Here is a 20,385-nt window from a genome sequence, read left to right as displayed (position 1 = left end):
CGTCACGCCATCGGATCGTCGCTACTCGACCGCCCGCTGAAAAAGGCATTGAGCCCGACCGCGCTGATCGACGCCAGCACGATGCCCGAATGCAGCAACGGCGCGAGCGCGGTCGGCATCGCCTGAAAGAACCGGTCGGACAAGACCGGGATCAACCCGACGGCGATCGATACCGCGACGGTGACCAGCCGTTCGAAGGTCAGATCGACCGACCCCAGAATGCGAATGCCGGTCGCCGCGATCATCCCGAACATGACCAGCGCCGCGCCGCCCAGCACCGGCAAGGGCACCGCCGCGACCAGCGCCGCCAGCTTCGGGCATAGCCCGAGCGCGAGCAGGATGACCCCCGCCCCTGCACAAACGAAGCGCGACCGCACGCCGGTGATGCTCAACAGCCCGATATTCTGCGCGAACGAGGTGTAGGGAAAGGTATTGAACACCCCGCCCAGCAGCGTGCCCGCCGCGTCGCCGCGCAGCCCGCGCACCATCTGCCCGCGATCGACCGGCCGCCCGACCATCTGCCCCGCCGCCATGAACATGCCGAAGGATTCGATCATCACCGTCATCATGACGAGGCACATCGCGATCGACGCCGGTACTTCGAAGGTCGGCCATCCGAACTGGAACGGACGCACCAGCGCGAACCATGGCGCATCGCGGACCGGCGTCAGATCGACATGCCCCATCGCCCCGGCAACGGCCGTCCCCGCGACCGTCCCGACGAGCACCGCACCGCTGCGCAACAGGCCATGCCCGAACCGCATCAGGCACAGCACGACGCCGAGCGTCAGCAGCGCGAGCAGCAGATGCGCCGGTGCGCCATATCCGGGATCGGTCGGCTGTCCGCCCGCCGTCCAGTTGATCCCGACCCGCATCAGGCTCAATCCGATCGACAGGATCACCGTCCCGGTCACCGCCGGCGGAAACAGGCGCGACACCCGGCCGACGAACGGCGCGATCAGGAACCCGAACAGCCCGGCGATGATGACCGCCCCGTAGATACCGCGCAGCACCGTCTCGGGCGGCGATCCTTCGGCATGGCCGGTGGCGATCATCGCCAGCATCGGGCTGATCGACGCAAAGGTCACCCCCATCACGATCGGCAGGCGGATGCCGACCCTGGGCAAGCCCAGCGTCTGGATCAACGTGGCAAAGCCGCAGGCGACCAGATCGGCGCTGATGAGCAGCCCCAATTGCGCGGGCGGCAGGTCGAGCGCGCGACCGACCACCAGCGGCACGGCGACCGCCCCGGCATACATGACCAGCACGTGCTGGAGCGCCAGCGGCACCAGCCGCCGGGCGGGCAATACCGCGTCGACGCCGTCCGCCATCCGGTCATCCGCCGGCACGAACGCCGCATCGGCCAGCCCTTTCCCCGCGAGGGGCAACTCCGTCGTCGCCGATTGCATGGGGTGGGTCTCCGTCCACTGATCGATGACGGTCATGGTATCGACATCGAACCGCCCGCCACCAGCGCCGTTTCTGGCACGAAGCGATCGAGAAAAGGCATCGCTCGCCGCCGGGGTGCCGCATCCGGCCGATCGCCGGCAGAATTTGGGGTCGGGAGGCTATCGCCGGCGGCGGCGATTGCGCATGGTGGGCAACATCGCGCCACGATGCGCAATCGATGGAGCCTGCCCGCATGACCGATGACGATTTCATCACCGCCCTGCCCAAGGCCGAACTGCATCTGCATATCGAGGGCAGTCTCGAACCGGAACTGATGTTCGACCTTGCCCGGCGGAACCACGTCGACATCCCGTTCCGTTCGGTGGACGAGGTCCGCGCCGCCTATGCCTTTTCCAACCTGCAGGACTTTCTCGACATCTATTATGCCGGTGCCGACGTCTTGCACACCGCCGAGGATTTCCACGACCTCGCGGTCGCCTATTTCGACCGGGCGGCGGCTGATGGCGTGGTGCATTCCGAAATCTTCTTCGATCCGCAAACCCATACCGATCGCGGTATCCCGTTCGACGTGGTGATGGAGGGACTGCTCGCCGGCATGACCCGCGCGCAGGAACGCCATGGCCTGACGTCGAAGCTGATCCTGTGCTTCCTGCGTCACCTCGACGAGGACGCCGCCTTCGCCACGTTCGCGCAGGCGGAGAAGTGGCTCGACCGCATCGATGGCGTCGGGCTCGATTCCTCGGAAGTCGGCCATCCGCCGTCGAAATTCGCGCGGGTGTTTGCGGCGGCCGGCGATGCCGGTCTCAAGCGCGTGGCCCATGCCGGCGAGGAAGGGCCGCCCGCTTATGTCCATGAAGCGCTCGACCTGTTGCGGATCGACCGTCTCGACCATGGCAATCGCGCGCTCGAAGACCCGCTGCTGACCGCCCGCCTCGCCCGCGAAGCGATGACGCTGACCGTCTGCCCGCTATCCAACCACAAATTGTGCGTGGTGAAGGACATGGCGGATCATCCGATCGACCGGATGCTCGCCCTCGGGCTGCGCGCGACGATCAATTCGGATGATCCGGCCTATTTCGGCGGCTATGTCGCCGCGAACTACCGCGCCGTCGCCGGGTCCCGGCAACTCTCCCGTGCGGACCTCGTGACGCTGGCGCGCAACAGCTTTCTCGGGTCGTTCATGGACGATGCCGCGATCGCCGGCCACCTCGCCAGCCTCGACGCCTTTGCCCGGACCGCCGACTAGGCAGGTTCCTTCCTGCGTCTCTGCAAATGCGAAACCTCTGCGGAAGTACCGATCCCGCCCCCCTGCCGTACCCCCGCGCAGGCGGGGGTCCAGGGTTCCAGGCACAAGCCGTTGTTCTGCTTTGCTCTGGACCCCCGCCTGCGCGGGGGTACGGCGAGGTCTCGGCCACGTTTGCGACCTTCGCAAAGGTCTCGCAACTACCGGGTCGCTTGCGCTTTCGGCGGACGGCCGACAATATGATCGCGGCGTTTCGGACGGATTTTTCGCGCGCGCCAACCGTGCAACGATACTGGAAGTCTTGTGGTCACCAAAGTCTATCTGTCCGCCGATCGCCTGCTTGAGGATTCCTTTCGCCTCGCCAATCTCGTCTTCGATTCGGGGTTCCGGCCGACCCATATCGTCGGCATCTGGCGCGGGGGCGCGCCGGTGGGCATCGCGGTGCAGGAACTGCTGGAATATCGCGGTATCCAGAGCGATCACATCGCGATCCGCACCACCTCCTATACCGGCATCGACCGGCAGGACCCGCAGGTCCGCATCTACGGCCTCGGCTATCTGATCGACGTCCTCAACCCCGAGGATCGCCTGCTGCTGATCGATGACGTCTTCGATTCCGGCCGATCGATCCGTGCGGTGCTGAAGGAGCTGAAAGAACGCTGCCGCAACAACATCCCGGACGAAGTGAAGGTCGCGACCGTCTATTTCAAACCATCGCGCAACGTGACCGACCTGAAGCCCGACTATTACGTCCATGAGACCAACGACTGGCTGATCTTCCCGCACGAGATCAACGGCCTGAGCGAAGCGGAAATTCGCGCGCACAAACACGGAGCCGACGTCATCCTGCGCTGACCGTCAGCCGTATCGGGCGCGACGAAGGGACGATGCCGGGGCCTGTCCGCCCGCCCTCCCGTCGAAGCGCGTTACGATCTGGTCAGTTCGATCATCACGACGTCGTGATCGTGCATCGGTAGATCGACGCGCGCGACGCCGTCGCGCCCGACGGCGATGCTACGGACCACGGCGGTGTCCTTCGTCAGCGATTGCAGCGCGCCGAGTTGCGCCGACGTCAATTTCGTCGGGCTGCCCATCTGAAGATAGCGGGTATAGGCGTCGTTGCGTTCATATCCGGTTCGCCGCACCGACAGGCGATAGGACCCCGGCTTCAACCCGCGCGCCTGAATCGTCAGGTCCGGTGCGGCGGCCGGCGGGCGGATTTTGGTGAAGAACGGCCGGTTGCTGACGTTTTGATCGGGCAGCACGTCGCGCCACGCCAGCACCTGCAACGCGTTGCCCCGCAACGTCGCGATGCTCGCCTCGTCACCCGTCCGGAGTTCCCGGTCGCCCAGTTCCGCCAGATATTTGTACGCGAACCACGCCGCCTTGCGAATGCCCTGCGGGTTCATCAGCCCGAAGCCGCCCTCGAACGGCTTGCGCTGTGGCCCGGGCTCCTCGAACAGATCGCTATAGGTCCAATAGCTCATGCCCTGCACCAGACCCTCGGTCCGGCGCAGTTTGGACAGGATATAGGCGGCACCCATGTAATCGTCGTGGATCGGATCGCGCGGGTTGTAGCTGGTGCTCCATTCGGTGAAGAACAGCGGCAGGCCGGCATAGCGCGTCGCGTCGATCTCCCCGCGCACCTTGCGGACGTCGTTGACGATCGCGTCGGGGTTGCGCGACAGCTTGTTGTCGCCTTCGCCCTTTTCATCGAGGAACCCGCCTTCGACGCCATAGGTATGCGTCGTGACGAAATCGATCGGGAGCTTCTCGCGCTCCACATAGCGTAGGAATTCGGGCACCCACGCGGCACCCGCGGTCGACGGTCCGCCGACACGTAGCGCGGGGTCGATCGCCTTGATCGTCCGCGCGGTGCGGCCATAATAGTCGAAATAGGCCTGCTGGTCGCCCTTTTCCCAGAAACCGGCCAGATTGGGCTCGTTCCAGAATTCGAAATACCAGCTGCGGACTTCCTGTTGGCCGTAGCGCGCGATCATATGCCGCACGAACGCATCGACCAGCGCCGTCCACTTTTCGGGCTGCGGATGCGAGGTGTTGCCCTTCCAGTAGAAGATGGTCTGATCCGACTGTTTCATGGCATCGGGCGTGAAGCCCAGTTCGACGAACGGTTTCAGCCCCATGCCGAGCAGACGGTCGTAGAGATGGTCCAGCCGGGTCCAGTCATGGACCGGCCTGCCATTCTGCTCGCGATAGGTACCCAGTTCGTCGGCAAAGACGTGATGGAAGCGGATGTAGCGGAACCGCAGCTCCTTCTGCACCGTCGCCAACTGCGCCAGACTGTCCTCGCGGATCAGCGTGCCGGGGAAGTCGGACCCGATCGACATCTGCGCCATGCGATCGCGCGGTGTGGTGTCCCCGCGCACGTCGATAACGATCGCGCGCGCCGCCGCACGTTGCGCCGTCCCCGGGACGCTGCTCGCCGGCGTCACGATCAGCCCCAACGCCATCGCCGGGGCGAGCATCGCGCGTCGCAGGAAACCGCCCGTCGGAACGGTCATCATTTCGCTGCCTGCACGATGGCCTCGACGATATCGGCATGGACCACGCGGGCCGCCGCGCGATCGAACAGGCCGAGGGTGTGATTGCCGGTCGGACCATTGTCCCAATAGATCGGGACCATGCCGTGCTGCACCGCCGACCGGGTGACATAACGGTCCCATGCGGCCCGGTACTTGCCGGCCGGATCATACTTCGTCTTGGCGATCGCGCCATATTCGCCCAGAATGACGGGAATGCCCCGGTCGGCGAAGGTCACCTTCACCTTCCGGAACGCCGCATCGACCCCCTCTTCGTTCCCCCACGCCTGAACGGCCTTCGGGTCGGTCGCGCCCGCGCCCCATTGCCAGATCGCGCTCTTCTCGTTCAGCGCGAAATCATAGGGGTCGTAATAATGCACCTCCATCATCATCCGTCCGACAACGCTGTCGGTAGGCAGCGTGGCGTTGCACGCGATGGTGTGGTCGATGTTGGTATTATAGCCCTGCACGATCAGATAGCGGCTGGCATTGCCGCCGCCGGTCGCGCGCACCGCGTCGACGAAGACCTTGTTGAAACCATTCTGTACGGCGCAATGTTCGGCGGTTGGCGCGTTGTAATTGTCCTTGACCATGACTTCGTTGGTACCCGCGAACAACAGGCGGTCGTCCTGATCGCGGAACCGGGTCGCGATCTGCGTCCAGAAGGTCTTGAGCCGCGCATTGGCTGCCGCCTGATCGGCATAGGTCGGTTGCAGCCAGCCCCCGTCCCAATGGACGTTGATAATGACGATCAGCCCGGCCTGACGCGCCTGATCGACCACCTGCGCGACGGGGTCGAACCATGCCGCCCCGATCCGGTCGTTGGCGTCGGCATATTGTTTCCACGAAACGGGCACGCGAATGCTCTTGAAACCCGCCGCTGCGACCGCGTTCAACAGCGCCTGCGACACGACCGGATTGCCCCATGCCGTCTCCTGCGAGACGGTCGTCGGGGCGGGCGCACCACCGATCGCCTCCAGCGAGTTACCGAGGTTCCAGCCGGGCACCATCCGCGCGGCGAACTGCGTCGCGGTCATCGTCGGTGACGACGTCGCGACCGGTGTCGGTGACGGCGTCGCGACCGGTGTGGGTATCGGGCCCGGCGTGACCGTCGCGGTTGGCGGGGCCGACACGCTTCCCGACGCATTGCCGGTGCCGGAACAGCCGGTAATCAGCCCGATCGCGAACACGGCGAGGCCGGCGTTCCAACCGGTACGCGGTGAAAGCCACGAATGCTGCACGATATCGGTCATCCTCTTCCTGACAATGTTTGTTTATAAGGCGTTTGTTCATACGGCGGGAGCCGAATTGTTAGCCCCGACCCGTCGCGCCGCGACGTCCTGACTATCGGCGAACGGGACCATGCGGGCAAGATGGCGTTCGGCGCCTCTCGCTTCGCGGTCGGACGACCATCGCGCAAGACCTTTCGACAAAAGCCTCACCCTTGTACCATCCGAATGGCCGACAGAATTGTGGTCGAAGGAAAGCATTGTCGGTCGCCGACGACCGACGCAACGTCGATCGCGGTTAATAGCGGCGCAATCCGGGCAGAAAAACGCCGTTCCCAATATTCGGCGAAGCGGCCTCCGACAGTATGACGCGTCGATCGATCGGCCGTAATCCCGACTAACGACAGCGGCACCCGCTACGAATCAAGATCGATTGCGGGAACAAGCCTGGCGGAGGTCGTATTGCACTGGACGATATGGCAAAACGGCCGCATAGGACATGCAATATGCTGAGAACCAGAATGAAGCGGATCGCTGAAAAAAGCGAACGGACCGAGCAGCGTGTCGTCGCCATCGAAGCTGCGATCGTGGCGCTCGACAATGACGACCTTCTCGATCTTGCCGATATCTTCGATGCGAAGGCGGACAATCCGCTCAAGGAAATCGCCAAATTCGAAATGATGAAACGAGGGATCAGCCTTTAATCCGATCCGGATACAGGTGTAGATATTGAATCCGTATCATTTCGATCTAATGTAAACATAACAATAGTACCGGATGTAACCGAATGACCGAAGTAACGAACACGATCGAACTCGCAACCGAACTGACGATAGCGTGGCTCGGCAATTCCAATACGCGCGTGACCACGACCGACGTACCGGCATTCCTTCAGGCGATGCACGACACGTTGACGAAGCTCGACGCGCCCGAGACCGCCGTCGCGGAAACGCGGAACGAGAACGAGGAATATGTGCCGGCAGTGTCGGTGCGCAAATCGCTTGCTTCGCCGGACCACATCCTGTCGATGATCGACGGAAAGCCCTATCGTACGCTGCGTCGCCATCTTTCGAGCAACGGCCTGACCGCGGACGAATATCGCAAGCGATACAATCTGAAGGCCGACTATCCGATGGTCGCGCCGACCTACAGCGAAAGCCGTCGGGCGATGGCCAAGACGATCGGCCTCGGTCGCAAGCCGCGCGGCGCGGCCGCAAGCGAAGAATAGAGACAGCCCTGTCTGCAACGGCGCATCCGCGCCGCTGCAGATACGAGGCTTAGCTACTCCGCCGTGGTGGCTGCGTGATCCGTCCGGCGAGGACGGCAGTCGCGAACGGGGAACCACGGCGGGAATGCCCCCCACATCACAGGCGCAGCCCGAACCGCGGTGCCAGCACGGTCATCGCCGAGTAGAGCACGATCGTCAGGATGCACCCCAGGGTCAGCGCCAGCCAGAACGGCAACCCCGCCCGCAAAAGCGCGGGGATGAGCAGGAACATCGGCAGCGACGGGAGGACGTACCAGAAGGTCGCCCCGGCATGCGCGGCCATGTTCTCGGCATCGGGCTTGTCGCGCCACAGCCAGATCATGCCGAGCACCGACACCAGCGGCAGCGAGGCGATCAGCGCGCCGAAGCCCGGAAACCGCTTCGCCACTTCGGATGCAGCCGCGATCAGGATACCCGACACCAGCGCCTTGACGACAAGGTAGAACATCAGCGCGCATCCTCCTCGCCAATACGCGACGCCAGCTTCGTCAGACGATGCGGCAGATCGCTCGCGACCCGACGGGCATCGCCCGGCCGCAGATTGCGCCAGCGCCGGACTTCGTCGCGCGTACGTCCACACCCCCGACACCAACCGGTACGGGCATCGAAACCGCAGAGTTCGACACAAGGCGAGCGCATCAACATCCATCCCGTTGCATAGGGTATCCCCCTATACTATACGGCCCGTTGGCACCAGCGAGAAGCTGTGCCCTGCCCGACCGGCCGCGTGAGGAAAGAAAATGGCGCATATCAACGATCATCGCGAGGCGCTGCTCGCCCGCGTGAAGCGGATCGCGGGGCAGGTCAACGCGGTCGAACGGAAACTGGAAACCGACGCCGACTGTGCGGAAGTTCTCCACCTTGTTGCCGCCGTACGCGGCGCGGTGAACGGCCTGCTCGACGAGATCATCGTCGAACACTTAGAGGCGCATGTCGCCGACGACCGGCTGTCGGCTGAGGAACGCCGCAAGGGTGCCGACGACCTGATGACCGTCATCCGCCGGTACGCCAAGTGAAGGGGCCGACCGCGATGCTGCCCGATACCGAACACCTCCGGCACGACCATGTCTTCCTCGGCGCGGCGCACGATGCGAACGCGCGCCGGACGGTGTGGGTCGTCCTGCTGACCGCCGCGATGATGATCGGCGAGATTGCCGCGGGCTATCTCACGGGATCGATGGCGCTGCTGGCCGATGGGTTCCACATGGCGACCCATGCCGGCGCGCTCGGCATCGCGGCCGCCGCCTATGCCTATGCGAAGCGTCACGCGCACAGCAGCGCCTATAGTTTCGGAACCGGCAAGGTCGGCGACCTTGCCGGTTTCGCCTCCGCCATGGTCCTCGGGCTGGTCGCGCTGGGGATCGGCGTCGAATCGATCCTGCGCCTGTTCCAACCGATCGACGTCGCGTTCGGTGAGGCTACATGGATCGCGGCGCTCGGCCTGCTGGTCAACATCGCTTCCGCCTTTCTGCTGTCCGGCGGGCATGGGCACGATCATGGACATCATCACGGTCACCATCACGGCCACGATCACCACGGCCATCATCATGGCCATGGCGGCGACAACAATATGCGCTCGGCCTATGTCCATGTTCTGGCGGATGCGTTGACGTCGGTGCTGGCGATCGCGGCCTTGCTCGCGGGACGTTATCTCGGCTGGATCTGGATGGACCCGGTCATGGGGATCGTCGGCGGGATCGTGATCGCACGCTGGTCGTGGTCGCTGATGCGCGATACCGCCGGGGTCCTGCTCGACCGGACCGACGACCATGTCGCGCAGGAGGTCCGGGAATGCGTCGAAATCGGCGACGCGAGGATCGTCGACCTCCACGTCTGGCGGGTCGGACCCGACGCACGTTCCGCCATCGTCAGCGTCGCCGCGACGGGCAATGTCGACCCCGGCGAGATCCGGCGTCGGCTCCAGCCCGTGCACGAACTCGAGCATCTGACCGTCGAGGTAACGTCCGTCTGAAGGGCGGTGCCGGCCACCGTCGCTCGCGCCCTTCATTTCAGCCTGCAAATAATCTGACGCGGCTCCGTCACCAAGGTGAAATGGACAGCGGTTAGCGGCCCCGAACAGGACGGTACGCGATATCCGCCGTCCAAAGGGGAATTGCATGTTACCGTTTCTGCGCCTGCTTCGCGCCACGACCGCGCTTGCCTTCGTCGTCGCCACGCCGTTCGCCGCCCATGCGCAGACCGCCGAGAGCACGGCCGGGACCGATCCGGAGGCGGATGCCGAAATCGTCGTCAACGGCAGCTATGCGCGCAGCCTGTCGGCGGCGATCGAGACCAAGCGCCGCGCCGCGTTCGGCGTCGATTCGATCAATTCGACCGACATCGGCAAATTCCCGACGCAGAACGTCGCCGAAGCATTGCAGCTGATCCCCGGCGTCGCCATCACCCGCCCGCGTGGCGAGGGGCTGTACGTCAGCGTCCGCGGTCTGGGACCGCAGTTCCAGAACACGCAGCTCAACGGGCGCAGCGTCGCGCTCAACGACCTGATCGAAAATGGCGGCGCGCAGGGACGGCAGTTCCGGTTCGAAATGCTGCCCGCCGAATTCACCGCCAGCATCGACGTCATCAAGACGCCGACCGCCGACATGGTCGAAGGGGCGCTGGGCGGCAATATCGACGTCAAGACCTTCCATCCGCTCGACACCGGCAACACCACGACGATCAACCTGCGCGGCACCTACACGTCGCAGACCCATGACGTCCGCCCGAACATGACCGCGCTGACCAGTGCCAAGAACGACGACGGCACCTTCGGCGTGCTGGCCGGCGTGCAATATTGGGGCAAGACGGTCCGCAACGATCGCTTCATGAATTTCGGATGGCTGCTGAACCGCTACACGGCGGCCGGCGCGGGTGGCCTTGCCGCCGGGCTGTATTCGCCGACGCGCACCCGCCCGACCGTCGAGACCGAGGACCGCAAGCGCGTGTCGGGCATCGTCTCGGCGCAGTGGCGGCCGTCGCCCGAACTGGAAACGACGCTCGACATCCTCGCGACGCAGCTCGACGTCGCCTATGACGAATTCGGCCTCGATATCTATCCGGACGATTCGGGGACGTCGGTCGTGCCGGGGTCGGCAGTGATCGAAGGCGACACGCTGGTCGCCGCGACGATCAACCGCGCCCGGTTCATGGCGTCGCGCGAATACAGCCTGAACCGCCACGACCTGCTGACCATCGGGTTGAAGCAGGTGTGGAATCCCGACCGCTGGCACCTGTCGCTGAACGGCAACTGGTCGAGCGCGCACAGCTATCATCCCGATTATCGCCGGGGCACGGTGCGCAGTCGCGCCTTCTTCAACGGGCCGCTCACCTATGATGCGCGCGGCGGGTACAAGGTCATGCCGACCTTTACGACCACCGTCGATGTCACCAATCCGGCCAGCTACGCCCTCTACCCGTTCAATATCGCGCCCAAGAACAGCAAGGACTGGGACAGCTATGTCCGCGGCGACGTGGCGCGCGATTTCGATGGCTTCCTGTCGAAACTGGCGGCCGGCGGCGAATATCACTGGCGCAAGCGGGACTATTTCCGGCGCGACTACAACGTCAATCCCGCCAGCGGCACCCCGCTCGCCGTCCTGGGCGGCGGCGGGTATGAGGCGATGCCGTACGACGATTTCCTGAAAGGCGTCGACGGCAATGCCCCGCGCAACTGGCTGGTGCCGGTGACCGAGGCGTATCTCGCACGGTTCTTCACGCCTGCTGTCGAAAATAGCGCCCTGACGCTCGGCGATCGCCGGTCGTCGTTCGTGGTCACCGAAAAGATCGCCGCCGCCTATGTCCGCGCCGATTACGACTTCCGCGTCGGCGGCGTGCCCATCACCGGCAATATCGGCGCGCGCTATGTTCACACCGATCAGGTGTCGAGCGGGACGCTGACCAGCGGTACGACCTTCACGCCGGTTAGCTTTCCCAAGACGTTCAATAACGTCCTGCCAAGCTTCAACCTCCGCGCCGAACTGCAGCCGACGCTCGTCGCGCGCTTGGCGGCCAGCCGGGTGCTGACCCGGCCGAACGTCACCGACACGGCCCCGCGCATCACGGTGTCGACCGATGCGCCGACGGCAAGCGGCGGCAACCCCGAACTCGTTCCCTTCCTCGCCACACAGGTCGACGGGTCGCTCGAATGGTATTTCGCGCGCACGGGCATGTTGTCGGGCGCGGTATTCTACAAGACGCTGGACGATTACATCACCCAACAGAATACCGAGATCACGATTCCCGGCCGCGGCCTCGTCCGCCTCGCGACACAGGTGAATGGCGGCCGCGCCAAGGTGTATGGTGCCGAAGTCGCCTATACGCAGGTGTTCAGCTTCCTGCCCGCGCCGCTCAATGGTCTCGGGATGCAGGGGTCGTACACCCACACCTCGGTACAGGCGGAATATACCGCGGGATCGCGGACGATCCGCGACCAGCTGCTCGGCCTGTCGAAGAACAGCTTCAATCTCGTCGGCTTCTACGACAACGGTCCGGTATCGGCGCGCCTGTCCTATGTCTGGCGCGACAAATATCTCTCGGGCACCGGCAGCACGACGCAGGCACCGACCTATGTCGATGCGTTCGGTTCGCTCGACGGCAATCTGTCGCTGCGCGCGAACGACCAGGTGACGGTCAGCCTTGAAGGGATCAACCTCGCCGGCGCGCGGCAATATACCTATAACGACAGCAAGGCCCGGTTCGGCGAGATCAACTATTACGGCCGGACGATCCTGTTCGGCGTGCGGACCGCGTTCTGATGCGCATCGCCGCCCTGCTGGCTGCCGCCGTCGCCTGCACGGCGGCGGCCCCGCGCCCGCCGCTGCGGATGAACGACGTACAGGTCGTTGGCTCGCACAACAGCTTCAAGCGCCGCATCCCCGATGCGGTGATGGCGGCGATCCGGACGCGATCGCCGGCGGAGGCCGATGCGCTGGATTATGACCATCTGTCGCTGACCGCGCAGCTTGATCGGGGCGTGCGCCAGCTCGAACTCGATATCTTCGCCGACCCGGCGGGCGGGCGCTATGCCGACCCCGCCGGCGAACGGCTGGCAAGGGCGGCGGGCGAAGCGACCGGGTTCGATCGTGCGGCGATGCGGCGACCGGGGTTCAAGGTGTTCCACATTCCCGACGTCGACTATCTGTCGGGCTGCGTCACTTTTCGCCGGTGCCTGAAGGAAATCGACGACTGGTCGCGCGCGCACCCGCACCATCTGCCGATCATGATTACGATCAACGCCGCCGACCGGCCGTCGGGACGCGCCGGGATCACCGATCCGCTCCCGCTCACCGCGCCGCTGCTGGACGCGCTGGACGACGAGATCCGCACGACGCTGGCACCCGGCCGGATCGTCACGCCGGACGAGGTGCGCGGGACTGCACCGACCTTGCGCGACAACGTCCGCACACAGGGCTGGCCGACGCTGGATCGCACGCGCGGTCGCCTGTATTTCGTCCTAGACGTGCGGCCGGAGGTCGGCGAGCTCTATCGCGCCGGCCACCCCTCGCTGCGGGGGCGTCCGATCTTCGGATGGTATGACACCGCCACCGCCGAAGGGGTGGTGCAGATCGTGCAGGACCCGCTGGTCGACGGGGCCAGAATCCGCGACTGGGTACGGCAGGGCGTGATCGTGCGGACACGCAGCGACCTGCCGACCACCGACGCCCGTACCGGCAGCCACACCCGCGCCGAGGCAGCGGCGGCGAGCGGGGCGCAGGCGGTCAGCACCGACTATTATCCCGGTGCGCCCCTGCGGTCGGGAGTCGACTTCAAGGTGACACTCCCCGGTGGCGTCATGGAGCGGTGCAATCCGGTGTTGCGGGCAGCGCCCTGCTCGCTGTCGCAAGGCGGGGTGGCTGCGAAGCGTGAACCCGTCCACACGGCAGGACACCCGTGATCCCATAACCGATCACGCTTGGGGGCGGGAAGGTCGTATTTCCGCCCCGAAGTGATCTGCTGCCGATCGGCTCGTCCCCACTAAGGCTGCGCCGAAATCAGACGCCGGCAGGCACCTCGGCCGTCATGCGAACCGACTGTGCCTCGCGAAGACCGGCCGCCAGTTCGTCCTTGCGGAACGGCTTGCTCAATCGCGGCAAGGCCGGGTCGAGCCCCTCGATATCGGCATAGCCCGATACGAGAAGCGTCGGCGTTCCCGGCCGCAGCGTCCGGATCCGCCGGATCAGATCGGTCCCGCTGATGCCGGGCATCAAATGGTCGGTGACGACGAGGTCGAAGGGCCGGCCTTCCTCGACGAACCGCATCGCGGCTTCGCCAGACTCGGCTTCGATAACGGCATAGCCGAGGTCGGACAGCATCTCGGCGGTGCTCATCCGCACCAGCCGCTCATCGTCGACCACTAGCACCACCCCCGATGCGGTCGTCGGTGCGATGGCGTCCGGCACCCGACCGGCTTCGGCCGCCGTCGCGCTCTGCGGTAGCCACAGTTCGACATTGGTGCCCCGACCCGGGCTGCTCTGGATGGTGAGCGCCCCGCCCAGCTGCGAGGCAAGGCCATGGACCATGGACAGGCCCAGCCCGGTCCCCTTGCCCACCCCCTTGGTGGAAAAGAACGGTTCGATCGCCCGTGCCTGCGTTTCGCTGTCCATCCCCAGCCCCGTATCGGCGACCGACAGGCGCAGATAATGGCCGGTCCGCAGGTTGGCGCGATGCGCCGTCCGGATCGATTCGCGGCTTGCCGAAATGCGCAGCGTGCCACCGTCCGGCATGGCGTCGCGCGCATTCACCGCAAGGTTAAGGATCGCCATTTCGAGCTGGTTCGGGTCCGCCTTGGCCGGCGGCAGATCGGCCGGGGCATCGACGATCACCCGGATCTGCGGCCCGGTCGTGCTCGCCACCAGGTCCCCCATGCCCTCGATCAGCGCCGCGACATCGACCGGCACGGGTTGCAGCGGCTGCCGCCGCGCGAACGCCAGCAGCCGTTGCACCAGCGTCCGCGCACGTTCCGCCGATTGCACCGCGCCGTCGATCAGCCGCCGCTCACGCTCGTTGCCCAGCCCCTTGCGCTGCAGCATGTCGAGGCTGCCGAGGATGGGGGTGAGCAGGTTGTTGAAGTCGTGCGCGACGCCGCCGGTCAACTGGCCCATCGCCTCCATCTTCTGGCTTTGACGCAGCGCCGCCTGCGCCTCCTCGCGCGCGCGGATCGCCGCGTCGACCCGCGCCTCCAGCGTTGCGTTGAGCTCGCGCAGCGCGTCCTGCGCCTCCCTGCGCGCGGTGATCTCCAGCGCGGTGCCGGCCACCCGGATGCAGTTGCCCTGATCGTCGAAGATACCGCGCCCCTTGGCCGACACCCACCGGATGACGCCGTCTTCCCGGCCGATGCTCCGATATTCGACGTCGTAATACGCCCGTCGCGCGGGATCGGTCGCGGCGGCGAACGCCTGCGACGTGACGTCGCGGTCGTCGGGGTGCAGGCCGTCGTAAAAGTCCTTGAGGGTGACCGGCGTATCGGGGGCGATGCCGAACATCGCCTTCGTACGCGGTGGCCAGATCAGCTCGTCCGCGACCAGATCGACGTCCCAGAAGCCGACATCGGCGTTGTCGACGGCCAGCCGAAGCCGCTCCTCGCTCGTCCGAAGCCTTGCCTCCGCCCCGATCCGCTCGACATGCACCCAGCAGCGATCGGCCACCTCCTTGACCAGCTCGATCTCCTCGACGGTCCACCGCCGCGCGCGATCCTGATGGACCGCCATCATCGCGGCGAGCCGACCGTCCTTGATGAGCGGACAGCAGATGATCGCGTTGATGCCGATCGCGTGAAACATTTCGCGCCCGTCGCCCGGACCGGTGTCCACAGCGATGTCGCGCAGGACGATCGGCGATCCGGACCGGAGCGCCGCCGCCGCATCCGGCCCGAAGCGATCGAGACTGTATTCGCCGGCCGAACTGTCATGCTCGGGGGCCGTATAATCGCTGCGGATCCAGAAGCGGTCGCCATCGGCATGCACATCGGCATAGGCGCAACGCGAAGCGCCGAGCACGGTCCCGAGCGCGGTCGTGGCGATGGTCATCGCCTCCGTCGCGCGGCCGGCGACGAACAGCCGATCGTTGAGATCGCTGAAGAAGCGGACGCGCGTTTCCCGACGCGCCATGCCCCGCAGCACGCGCTCCAGTTGCACCGCCGCCAGCGCCAGCAACAGCACGATCAGCGTGACGAGGCTGATCGCCGTGGCCAGAAACGCCGGATGCAGACCCGTCACGCCGCCTGCGGCGACATCGGGCGCGTGCGCCTGCGTGAACGTCGCGGCATACATGCCCGAATAGTGCATGCCGGCGATTGCCATGCCCATCACCACGGCGGCGATGGCGCGGCGACCGACCTGCTGGTCCCGCGTCGCGAGCCGGACCGCGCCGGTGGCGGCACCGATCGCGACAATGACCGAGATCGCCACCCATAACGGATCGTAGCGGACGATGGCCGGCATCCGCATCGCCGCCATGCCGACATAGTGCATCGTCGCGACACCCGCACCGATCAGGACGCCCGCGACCAGCGTCCGGCGCGTCGTCGGTGCCGACCAGTCGATCAGCGCAAGGCCGCCGCCCGTAAAGCCGATCGCGAGCGCCAGCGAGACGAGGGTCGGCACAAGGTCGTAGCGCACGACCATGCCCGGCATGCTGAAGGCGAGCATCGCGACGAAGTGCATCGACCAGATGCCGCCGCCCAGCGCCGTCGCCGCGCTGGCCAGCCACACGCGCCGGGCACGATCCCGCGACTCGCGAACCCGTCCGGCGAGGGTGAGCGCGGTGAAGGCGGCGATGATCGCGACGATCGTCGACAGGATGACGAGATATGAATCATGAACGCCGTGAAGGACCATGGCGATAACGATTTCACACGTCCCGGCACTTCGCAACCTCGGCGGCGAACGGCCGGTTCAGACCCGCGGCCAAGCGCCCGACGACCGCCGTGCCCGGAAACGACGTCGGCGATGGAAACTCCGATGGTCCATGGCGGTTGAACCGTCATGACCCTGTCCACCGTTCCCTATGCCATCGTCGTCGAGGACGACCCGATCATCATGATGGAGACGACCTATATCCTTGAGGATGCCGGGTTCCGTGTTCATGAAAGCTTCGACGGCGATGAAGCGGTCGTCCTGCTTGAGAAACATTGGGAAAGTGCGGTGCTCCTGTTTTCCGACGTCGACATGCCGGGATCGATAAACGGTTTCGCGCTCGCGCGACAGGTCGCGGTGCGGTGGCCGCAGATCGAGATCGTCATCGCGTCCGGTCATGTCTCCCCCGCCGAAGGCGACATGCCGGAGCGGGCGACGTTCATCACCAAGCCGTTCAACCAGCGCATGGTGCATGAACATCTCAACAAGATCTTGCCGGACGACAAGAAGCCCGAGCCGCTGAAAAAGGCGGTGTAGGCGGGTCAGGATCACCGGCAAGGCGGCGGCAGTCTTTCGCGCTGGCCGCCGGCACCCCTACGCCGGCGACCACACCCTCGCGCCGTTCGTCCCCCTACTTCTTGACCGGCACGGTCGCGAGATCGCGGTCGATCGTCGCCAGCAACGGGTCGGTGAACTGGTCGGGCAGATAGGTCTGCAGCCCGTACAGCGTCGTGCCCCGCGCCATGTCGAGCTGCGGGTTCTTCAGGAACGCCGGCACATGCCGTTCCAGCACCGCGCGGGTCGCGGGATTGTCGAGCAACTCGCCGATCGGCGTCGTCAGCGTGGTATAGCGCCCCGATGCCTTGGCGGCCGCCAGTGCCTGTGACAGGCGGTCGATGTCCGCACCCCACGGGTCGCGCGCGACCACGACCTTGCCGTCGGCGGCGAAGTCGGCGAGCGTGTCGCTGGCACGGGTATAGCGCGGCCACCCCGGCAGCCCGCCGCCGTTCGGGTCGCCCCGCTTGACGAAATTGCCGAGGTAGCCGCTCATCGCCCGACCCACCCCTTCGTCCTTCGCGGTCGTCTGCGCACCATATTTGATCCGGGTGTTGTCGAAGAAATAGGGGATATCGGTCGCGTGCTGCGCCCCGCCCTGCCCGACCGAATCCGCGACATAGGAAAAACGATACTCCCAGACGGGCACGCCCTTGTCGGCGATCATCGCCGATGCCTCGCGCCCGCCCGCGATCATGAAACCGCTCTTGCCGCCGATATCGGCGCTGGTCGCCCCGATCATCATCGGCACCCGCGCGAAATTGCCCTGTTCATAGGCCTTGCGCAGGTCGACCACGACCTTGCCGTCCACGAACGGCCCGGAATTGGTCGGCGGAGCGCCGGCCCGGCCGGACATCTGCGCCATGTTAAGACCGTCGAGCACGTCCTCGGCCGACAGCGCGCGCAACCGTTGCAGTGCGTCGGGCGCGGCGGGATCGATCCCCTTGGTCTTTGCAAAATTGCCGCCGATCTTCTCGACATCCGCCAGCGTGTTGGGGCTGAACGCCTTCGCATCGCCGCCCGACATCACCACCGCGTTGTTGAACAGTCCCTTCGCCTCGGGTGAGGTCACGAGCGCATGGACCGAGATGCCGCCGGCGCTTTCACCCGAGATGGTCACGTTCGCCGGGTCGCCGCCGAATGCCGCGATGTTGCGCTTCACCCATTGCAGCGCCGCGACCTGATCCATGATCCCGTAATTGCCCAGCCGCCCGCCATCGGCATTCTGCGCGGTCAGTTGCGGCAATGCGAAGGTGCCGAAGCGCCCGACACGATAGTTGAAGCTGACGAACACCATGCCCTTCTTCGCCATGTTCGCACCGGCATAGGTGGGTGGCGACGCCCCGCCGTTCACGAAGCCCCCGCCATAGATCCAGACCAGCACCGGCAGCTTGCCCTTCGCCCCCGCCGGCCGCCAGACATTGGCGTAGAGGCAATCCTCGGCCGGGGTGGTGCCGAGCGGGGCCGCGTCGCTCGGGAACGGCTTCTGCATGCAGTCCGAGCTATATCGGGTCGCATCGCGCAGCCCGGTCCATTTCGCCGCCGGTTGCGGCGCGCGCCAGCGCAACGGGCCGACCGGCGGGGCGGCGAAGGGAATACCCTTCCAGCTTTCGACGCCATCGGTGGCCTGACCGCGCACGGCACCGTCGACGGTGCGAACGGTCGGACCGGCGGGCTGCGCGGCGGCGGGGATGGCGGTCAGGGCAGTGGCGACGATCAGCGCGTTGACGATGCGGTTCATCGAGCAGGACTCCGTAGACGAGGGGATGTTCGCGAAACGAGCGGCGGGGTGGCGGGCGCGCATCACGCCGGTGCTTCCAGCGCCGGCATCGAACCGCCCGGCACCGTGCCAACGGCGTCGAGCGTCAGCGAGCGGGTGACGCCGCTACCGAGCGCGCAACGCCGCGCCGAACCCAAGGCTGCGCTGATCGGGCCCAGGGCGGCACCGGTCCTTACCTTGAAGCACGGGACCGCAACGATAGGCATGCCCGTGACCGTCGCGACCAGCGGCGCTATGCGCCCGGACAGCATCGCGGCAAGCAACGCCACGATCGCCACGAGCCCGATCGGTGCCAACATCCCCGCCCCCATTTCGCCGGGGGGTCGGTCCGCTACCCGCGGCGTCCGCCCCCCTTGCCCAACGGTATCGACGCACAGGCACGAGAAGGGAAGCGGTATATTGCGATCGACCGACCCCTATCTTCCCGGAATCGTTCCGACAATCGTCCGTATGAGTATCTAACCGCCGGTGCCGCTGGCGACATCCACTTCATACGCATCGCCGATGACGACCCCGACCCGCTGGTGCAGCCCCTCCGGCTCGATATCGAGGATCGACCGATAGCCATCGGTCGCCTTCCCGCCGGCCTGTTCGATTAGCATCGCCATCGGGTTCGCCTCGTACAGCAACCGCAGCCGTGCCTTGCCCGGGTCGCGATGGTCGGAAGGGTAGAGGAACACGCCGCCACGCTTGAGGATACGGTGGATGTCCGCGACCATCGATGCGGTCCAGCGCATGTTGTAATCGACGCCGCCCGGCCCCTCGGACCCCTGAATGCGATCCTCGATATAGCGGGCGATGTCCGGCGACCATTGGCGGCGGCGCGCCATGTTGATCGCGAATTCGCGGGTGCCCGCCGGAATACGCATCCGCCCGTCGGTCAGCCGCCACGAACCGACTTCGCGGTCCAGCGTGAATTCGAACACGCCGTCGCCGACGGTCAGCACCAGCAACGTCTGCGGCCCATAGATCGCATAGCCCGCCGCCACCTGCTCGCGCCCGGCCTGCAGGAAATCGGCCTCGGTCACGTCGCGGCCGGCGCAATCCTCGGGCGCGCGCAGCACCGAAAAGATCGTTCCGACCGACAGGTCGACATCGACGTTGCTCGACCCGTCGATCGGATCGAACAGCAGGAGATATTCGCCCTTGGGATAGCGGTTGGGGATGCGGTGGATCGTCTCCATCTCTTCGGACGCCATGCCCGCCAGATGGCCGCCCCATTCATTGGCGTCGAGCAGCAGTTCGTTGGCGATCACGTCCAGCTTCTTCTGGACCTCGCCCTGCACATTCTCGCTGCTCAGCGCGCCGAGCACATCGCCCAGGGCACCCTTGGAAATCGCATGGCCGATCGTCTTGCACGCGCGCGCGACCGTTTCGATCAGCAGGCGCAGCTCGGCCGGGCAGCTTTCCGCATCGCGGCGCTGCTGTTCGATCAGAAACCGTGACAAGGTGATGGCCGGCTGCATCGCCGGCGGTTCGGGGTTCGTCATTCAGCTTCCTTTCGTCGTG

At 65.7% G+C, this 20,385-nt stretch carries 18 protein-coding genes; 9 read left to right on the top strand and 9 right to left on the bottom strand.

Translation table 11 applies throughout. The features are described 5' to 3' along the window. Positions 1-2: 2 nt before the first annotated feature. Positions 3-1,445 (bottom strand): nucleobase:cation symporter-2 family protein, encoded by a 1,443-nt coding sequence (locus tag ASE70_RS18765; protein ID WP_200925687.1) that lies wholly within the window; start codon positions 1,443-1,445, stop codon positions 3-5. A gap of 197 nt (positions 1,446-1,642) precedes the next feature. Between ASE70_RS18765 and ASE70_RS18760 the strand changes: the two genes are divergently transcribed. Together ASE70_RS18760 and ASE70_RS18755 are read left to right on the top strand one after the other, a co-directional pair. Next, positions 1,643-2,656: an adenosine deaminase gene (locus ASE70_RS18760; RefSeq protein WP_056508016.1), complete on the top strand. Its 1,014-nt coding sequence runs from the start codon at positions 1,643-1,645 to the stop codon at positions 2,654-2,656. 300 nt (positions 2,657-2,956) lie between these two features. Further along, positions 2,957-3,508, top strand: coding sequence for a phosphoribosyltransferase (locus ASE70_RS18755; RefSeq protein WP_055998110.1), 552 nt, complete (start codon positions 2,957-2,959; stop codon positions 3,506-3,508). Positions 3,509-3,579: 71 nt separating this feature from the next. Here ASE70_RS18755 and ASE70_RS18750 read toward each other — a convergent pair whose 3' ends face one another. Both ASE70_RS18750 and ASE70_RS18745 read right to left on the bottom strand, forming a co-directional pair. Continuing rightward, complete coding sequence (locus ASE70_RS18750) at positions 3,580-5,175, bottom strand: GH39 family glycosyl hydrolase (protein ID WP_235520069.1); 1,596 nt, start codon at positions 5,173-5,175, stop codon at positions 3,580-3,582. Continuing rightward, entirely contained in the window at positions 5,175-6,446 is a 1,272-nt protein-coding gene (locus ASE70_RS18745; protein ID WP_056508014.1) for a glycoside hydrolase family 5 protein, read from the bottom strand. Before ASE70_RS18745 ends, ASE70_RS18750 begins: the two co-directional genes overlap by 1 nt. A 497-nt stretch (positions 6,447-6,943) precedes the next feature. On the opposite strand from ASE70_RS18745, the gene ASE70_RS18740 reads away from it, so the two are divergent. After that, positions 6,944-7,126, top strand: coding sequence for a hypothetical protein (locus tag ASE70_RS18740; RefSeq protein ID WP_056397353.1), 183 nt, complete (start codon positions 6,944-6,946; stop codon positions 7,124-7,126). 83 nt (positions 7,127-7,209) lie between these two features. Continuing rightward, positions 7,210-7,650 (top strand): MucR family transcriptional regulator, encoded by a 441-nt coding sequence (locus tag ASE70_RS18735; protein ID WP_056508012.1) that lies wholly within the window; start codon positions 7,210-7,212, stop codon positions 7,648-7,650. 136 nt (positions 7,651-7,786) lie between these two features. Here ASE70_RS18735 and ASE70_RS18730 read toward each other — a convergent pair whose 3' ends face one another. Together ASE70_RS18730 and ASE70_RS18725 are read right to left on the bottom strand one after the other, a co-directional pair. Further along, the gene (locus ASE70_RS18730; protein WP_056397359.1) at positions 7,787-8,137 is read right to left on the bottom strand and encodes a DUF3147 family protein; all 351 of its coding nucleotides are present in this window, start codon (positions 8,135-8,137) and stop codon (positions 7,787-7,789) included. After that, entirely contained in the window at positions 8,137-8,328 is a 192-nt protein-coding gene (locus tag ASE70_RS18725) for a DUF1289 domain-containing protein (protein WP_082438869.1), read from the bottom strand. Before ASE70_RS18725 ends, ASE70_RS18730 begins: the two co-directional genes overlap by 1 nt. A gap of 101 nt (positions 8,329-8,429) precedes the next feature. On the opposite strand from ASE70_RS18725, the gene ASE70_RS18720 reads away from it, so the two are divergent. The 4 genes from ASE70_RS18720 (at position 8,430) to ASE70_RS18705 (ending at position 13,582) form a co-directional block, all read left to right on the top strand. Next, complete coding sequence (locus ASE70_RS18720) at positions 8,430-8,705, top strand: metal/formaldehyde-sensitive transcriptional repressor (protein ID WP_056397367.1); 276 nt, start codon at positions 8,430-8,432, stop codon at positions 8,703-8,705. A 14-nt stretch (positions 8,706-8,719) separates the two neighbouring features. After that, positions 8,720-9,661 carry a CDF family Co(II)/Ni(II) efflux transporter DmeF gene (gene dmeF, locus ASE70_RS18715; protein ID WP_056397686.1) on the top strand — a complete coding sequence of 314 codons (942 nt, stop codon included), beginning with the start codon at positions 8,720-8,722 and terminating at the stop codon, positions 9,659-9,661. 145 nt (positions 9,662-9,806) lie between these two features. Continuing rightward, complete coding sequence (locus tag ASE70_RS18710) at positions 9,807-12,443, top strand: TonB-dependent receptor (protein WP_056508010.1); 2,637 nt, start codon at positions 9,807-9,809, stop codon at positions 12,441-12,443. Beyond that, positions 12,443-13,582: a Ca2+-dependent phosphoinositide-specific phospholipase C gene (locus ASE70_RS18705; RefSeq protein ID WP_056508008.1), complete on the top strand. Its 1,140-nt coding sequence runs from the start codon at positions 12,443-12,445 to the stop codon at positions 13,580-13,582. Before ASE70_RS18710 ends, ASE70_RS18705 begins: the two co-directional genes overlap by 1 nt. 97 nt (positions 13,583-13,679) lie before the next feature. Here ASE70_RS18705 and ASE70_RS19420 read toward each other — a convergent pair whose 3' ends face one another. Beyond that, entirely contained in the window at positions 13,680-16,523 is a 2,844-nt protein-coding gene (locus ASE70_RS19420) for an MHYT domain-containing protein (protein WP_082451145.1), read from the bottom strand. Positions 16,524-16,670: 147 nt separating this feature from the next. On the opposite strand from ASE70_RS19420, the gene ASE70_RS18695 reads away from it, so the two are divergent. After that, positions 16,671-17,078 (top strand): response regulator, encoded by a 408-nt coding sequence (locus ASE70_RS18695; protein ID WP_056508006.1) that lies wholly within the window; start codon positions 16,671-16,673, stop codon positions 17,076-17,078. A 94-nt stretch (positions 17,079-17,172) separates the two neighbouring features. Here the strand turns inward: ASE70_RS18695 and ASE70_RS18690 are convergent, their stop codons facing one another. The 3 genes from ASE70_RS18690 to ASE70_RS18680 all read right to left on the bottom strand — a co-directional run bounded on the left by ASE70_RS18690 (position 17,173) and on the right by ASE70_RS18680 (position 20,342). Beyond that, complete coding sequence (locus ASE70_RS18690) at positions 17,173-18,837, bottom strand: carboxylesterase/lipase family protein (RefSeq protein WP_056508004.1); 1,665 nt, start codon at positions 18,835-18,837, stop codon at positions 17,173-17,175. A gap of 62 nt (positions 18,838-18,899) precedes the next feature. Continuing rightward, the gene (locus tag ASE70_RS18685) at positions 18,900-19,175 is read right to left on the bottom strand and encodes a hypothetical protein (protein WP_056508002.1); all 276 of its coding nucleotides are present in this window, start codon (positions 19,173-19,175) and stop codon (positions 18,900-18,902) included. 159 nt (positions 19,176-19,334) lie between these two features. Further along, a complete protein-coding gene (locus tag ASE70_RS18680; protein WP_056397692.1) occupies positions 19,335-20,342 on the bottom strand; it encodes a class 1 fructose-bisphosphatase in 1,008 nt (335 codons plus the stop codon). Positions 20,343-20,385 lie beyond the last annotated feature (43 nt).

The organism is Sphingomonas sp. Leaf22 (assembly GCF_001421715.1).
Classification (GTDB): Bacteria; Pseudomonadota; Alphaproteobacteria; order Sphingomonadales; family Sphingomonadaceae; genus Sphingomonas.
The sequence above is the reverse complement of the archived record's forward strand: the minus strand, read 5'-3'. Positions and strand labels throughout refer to the sequence as shown.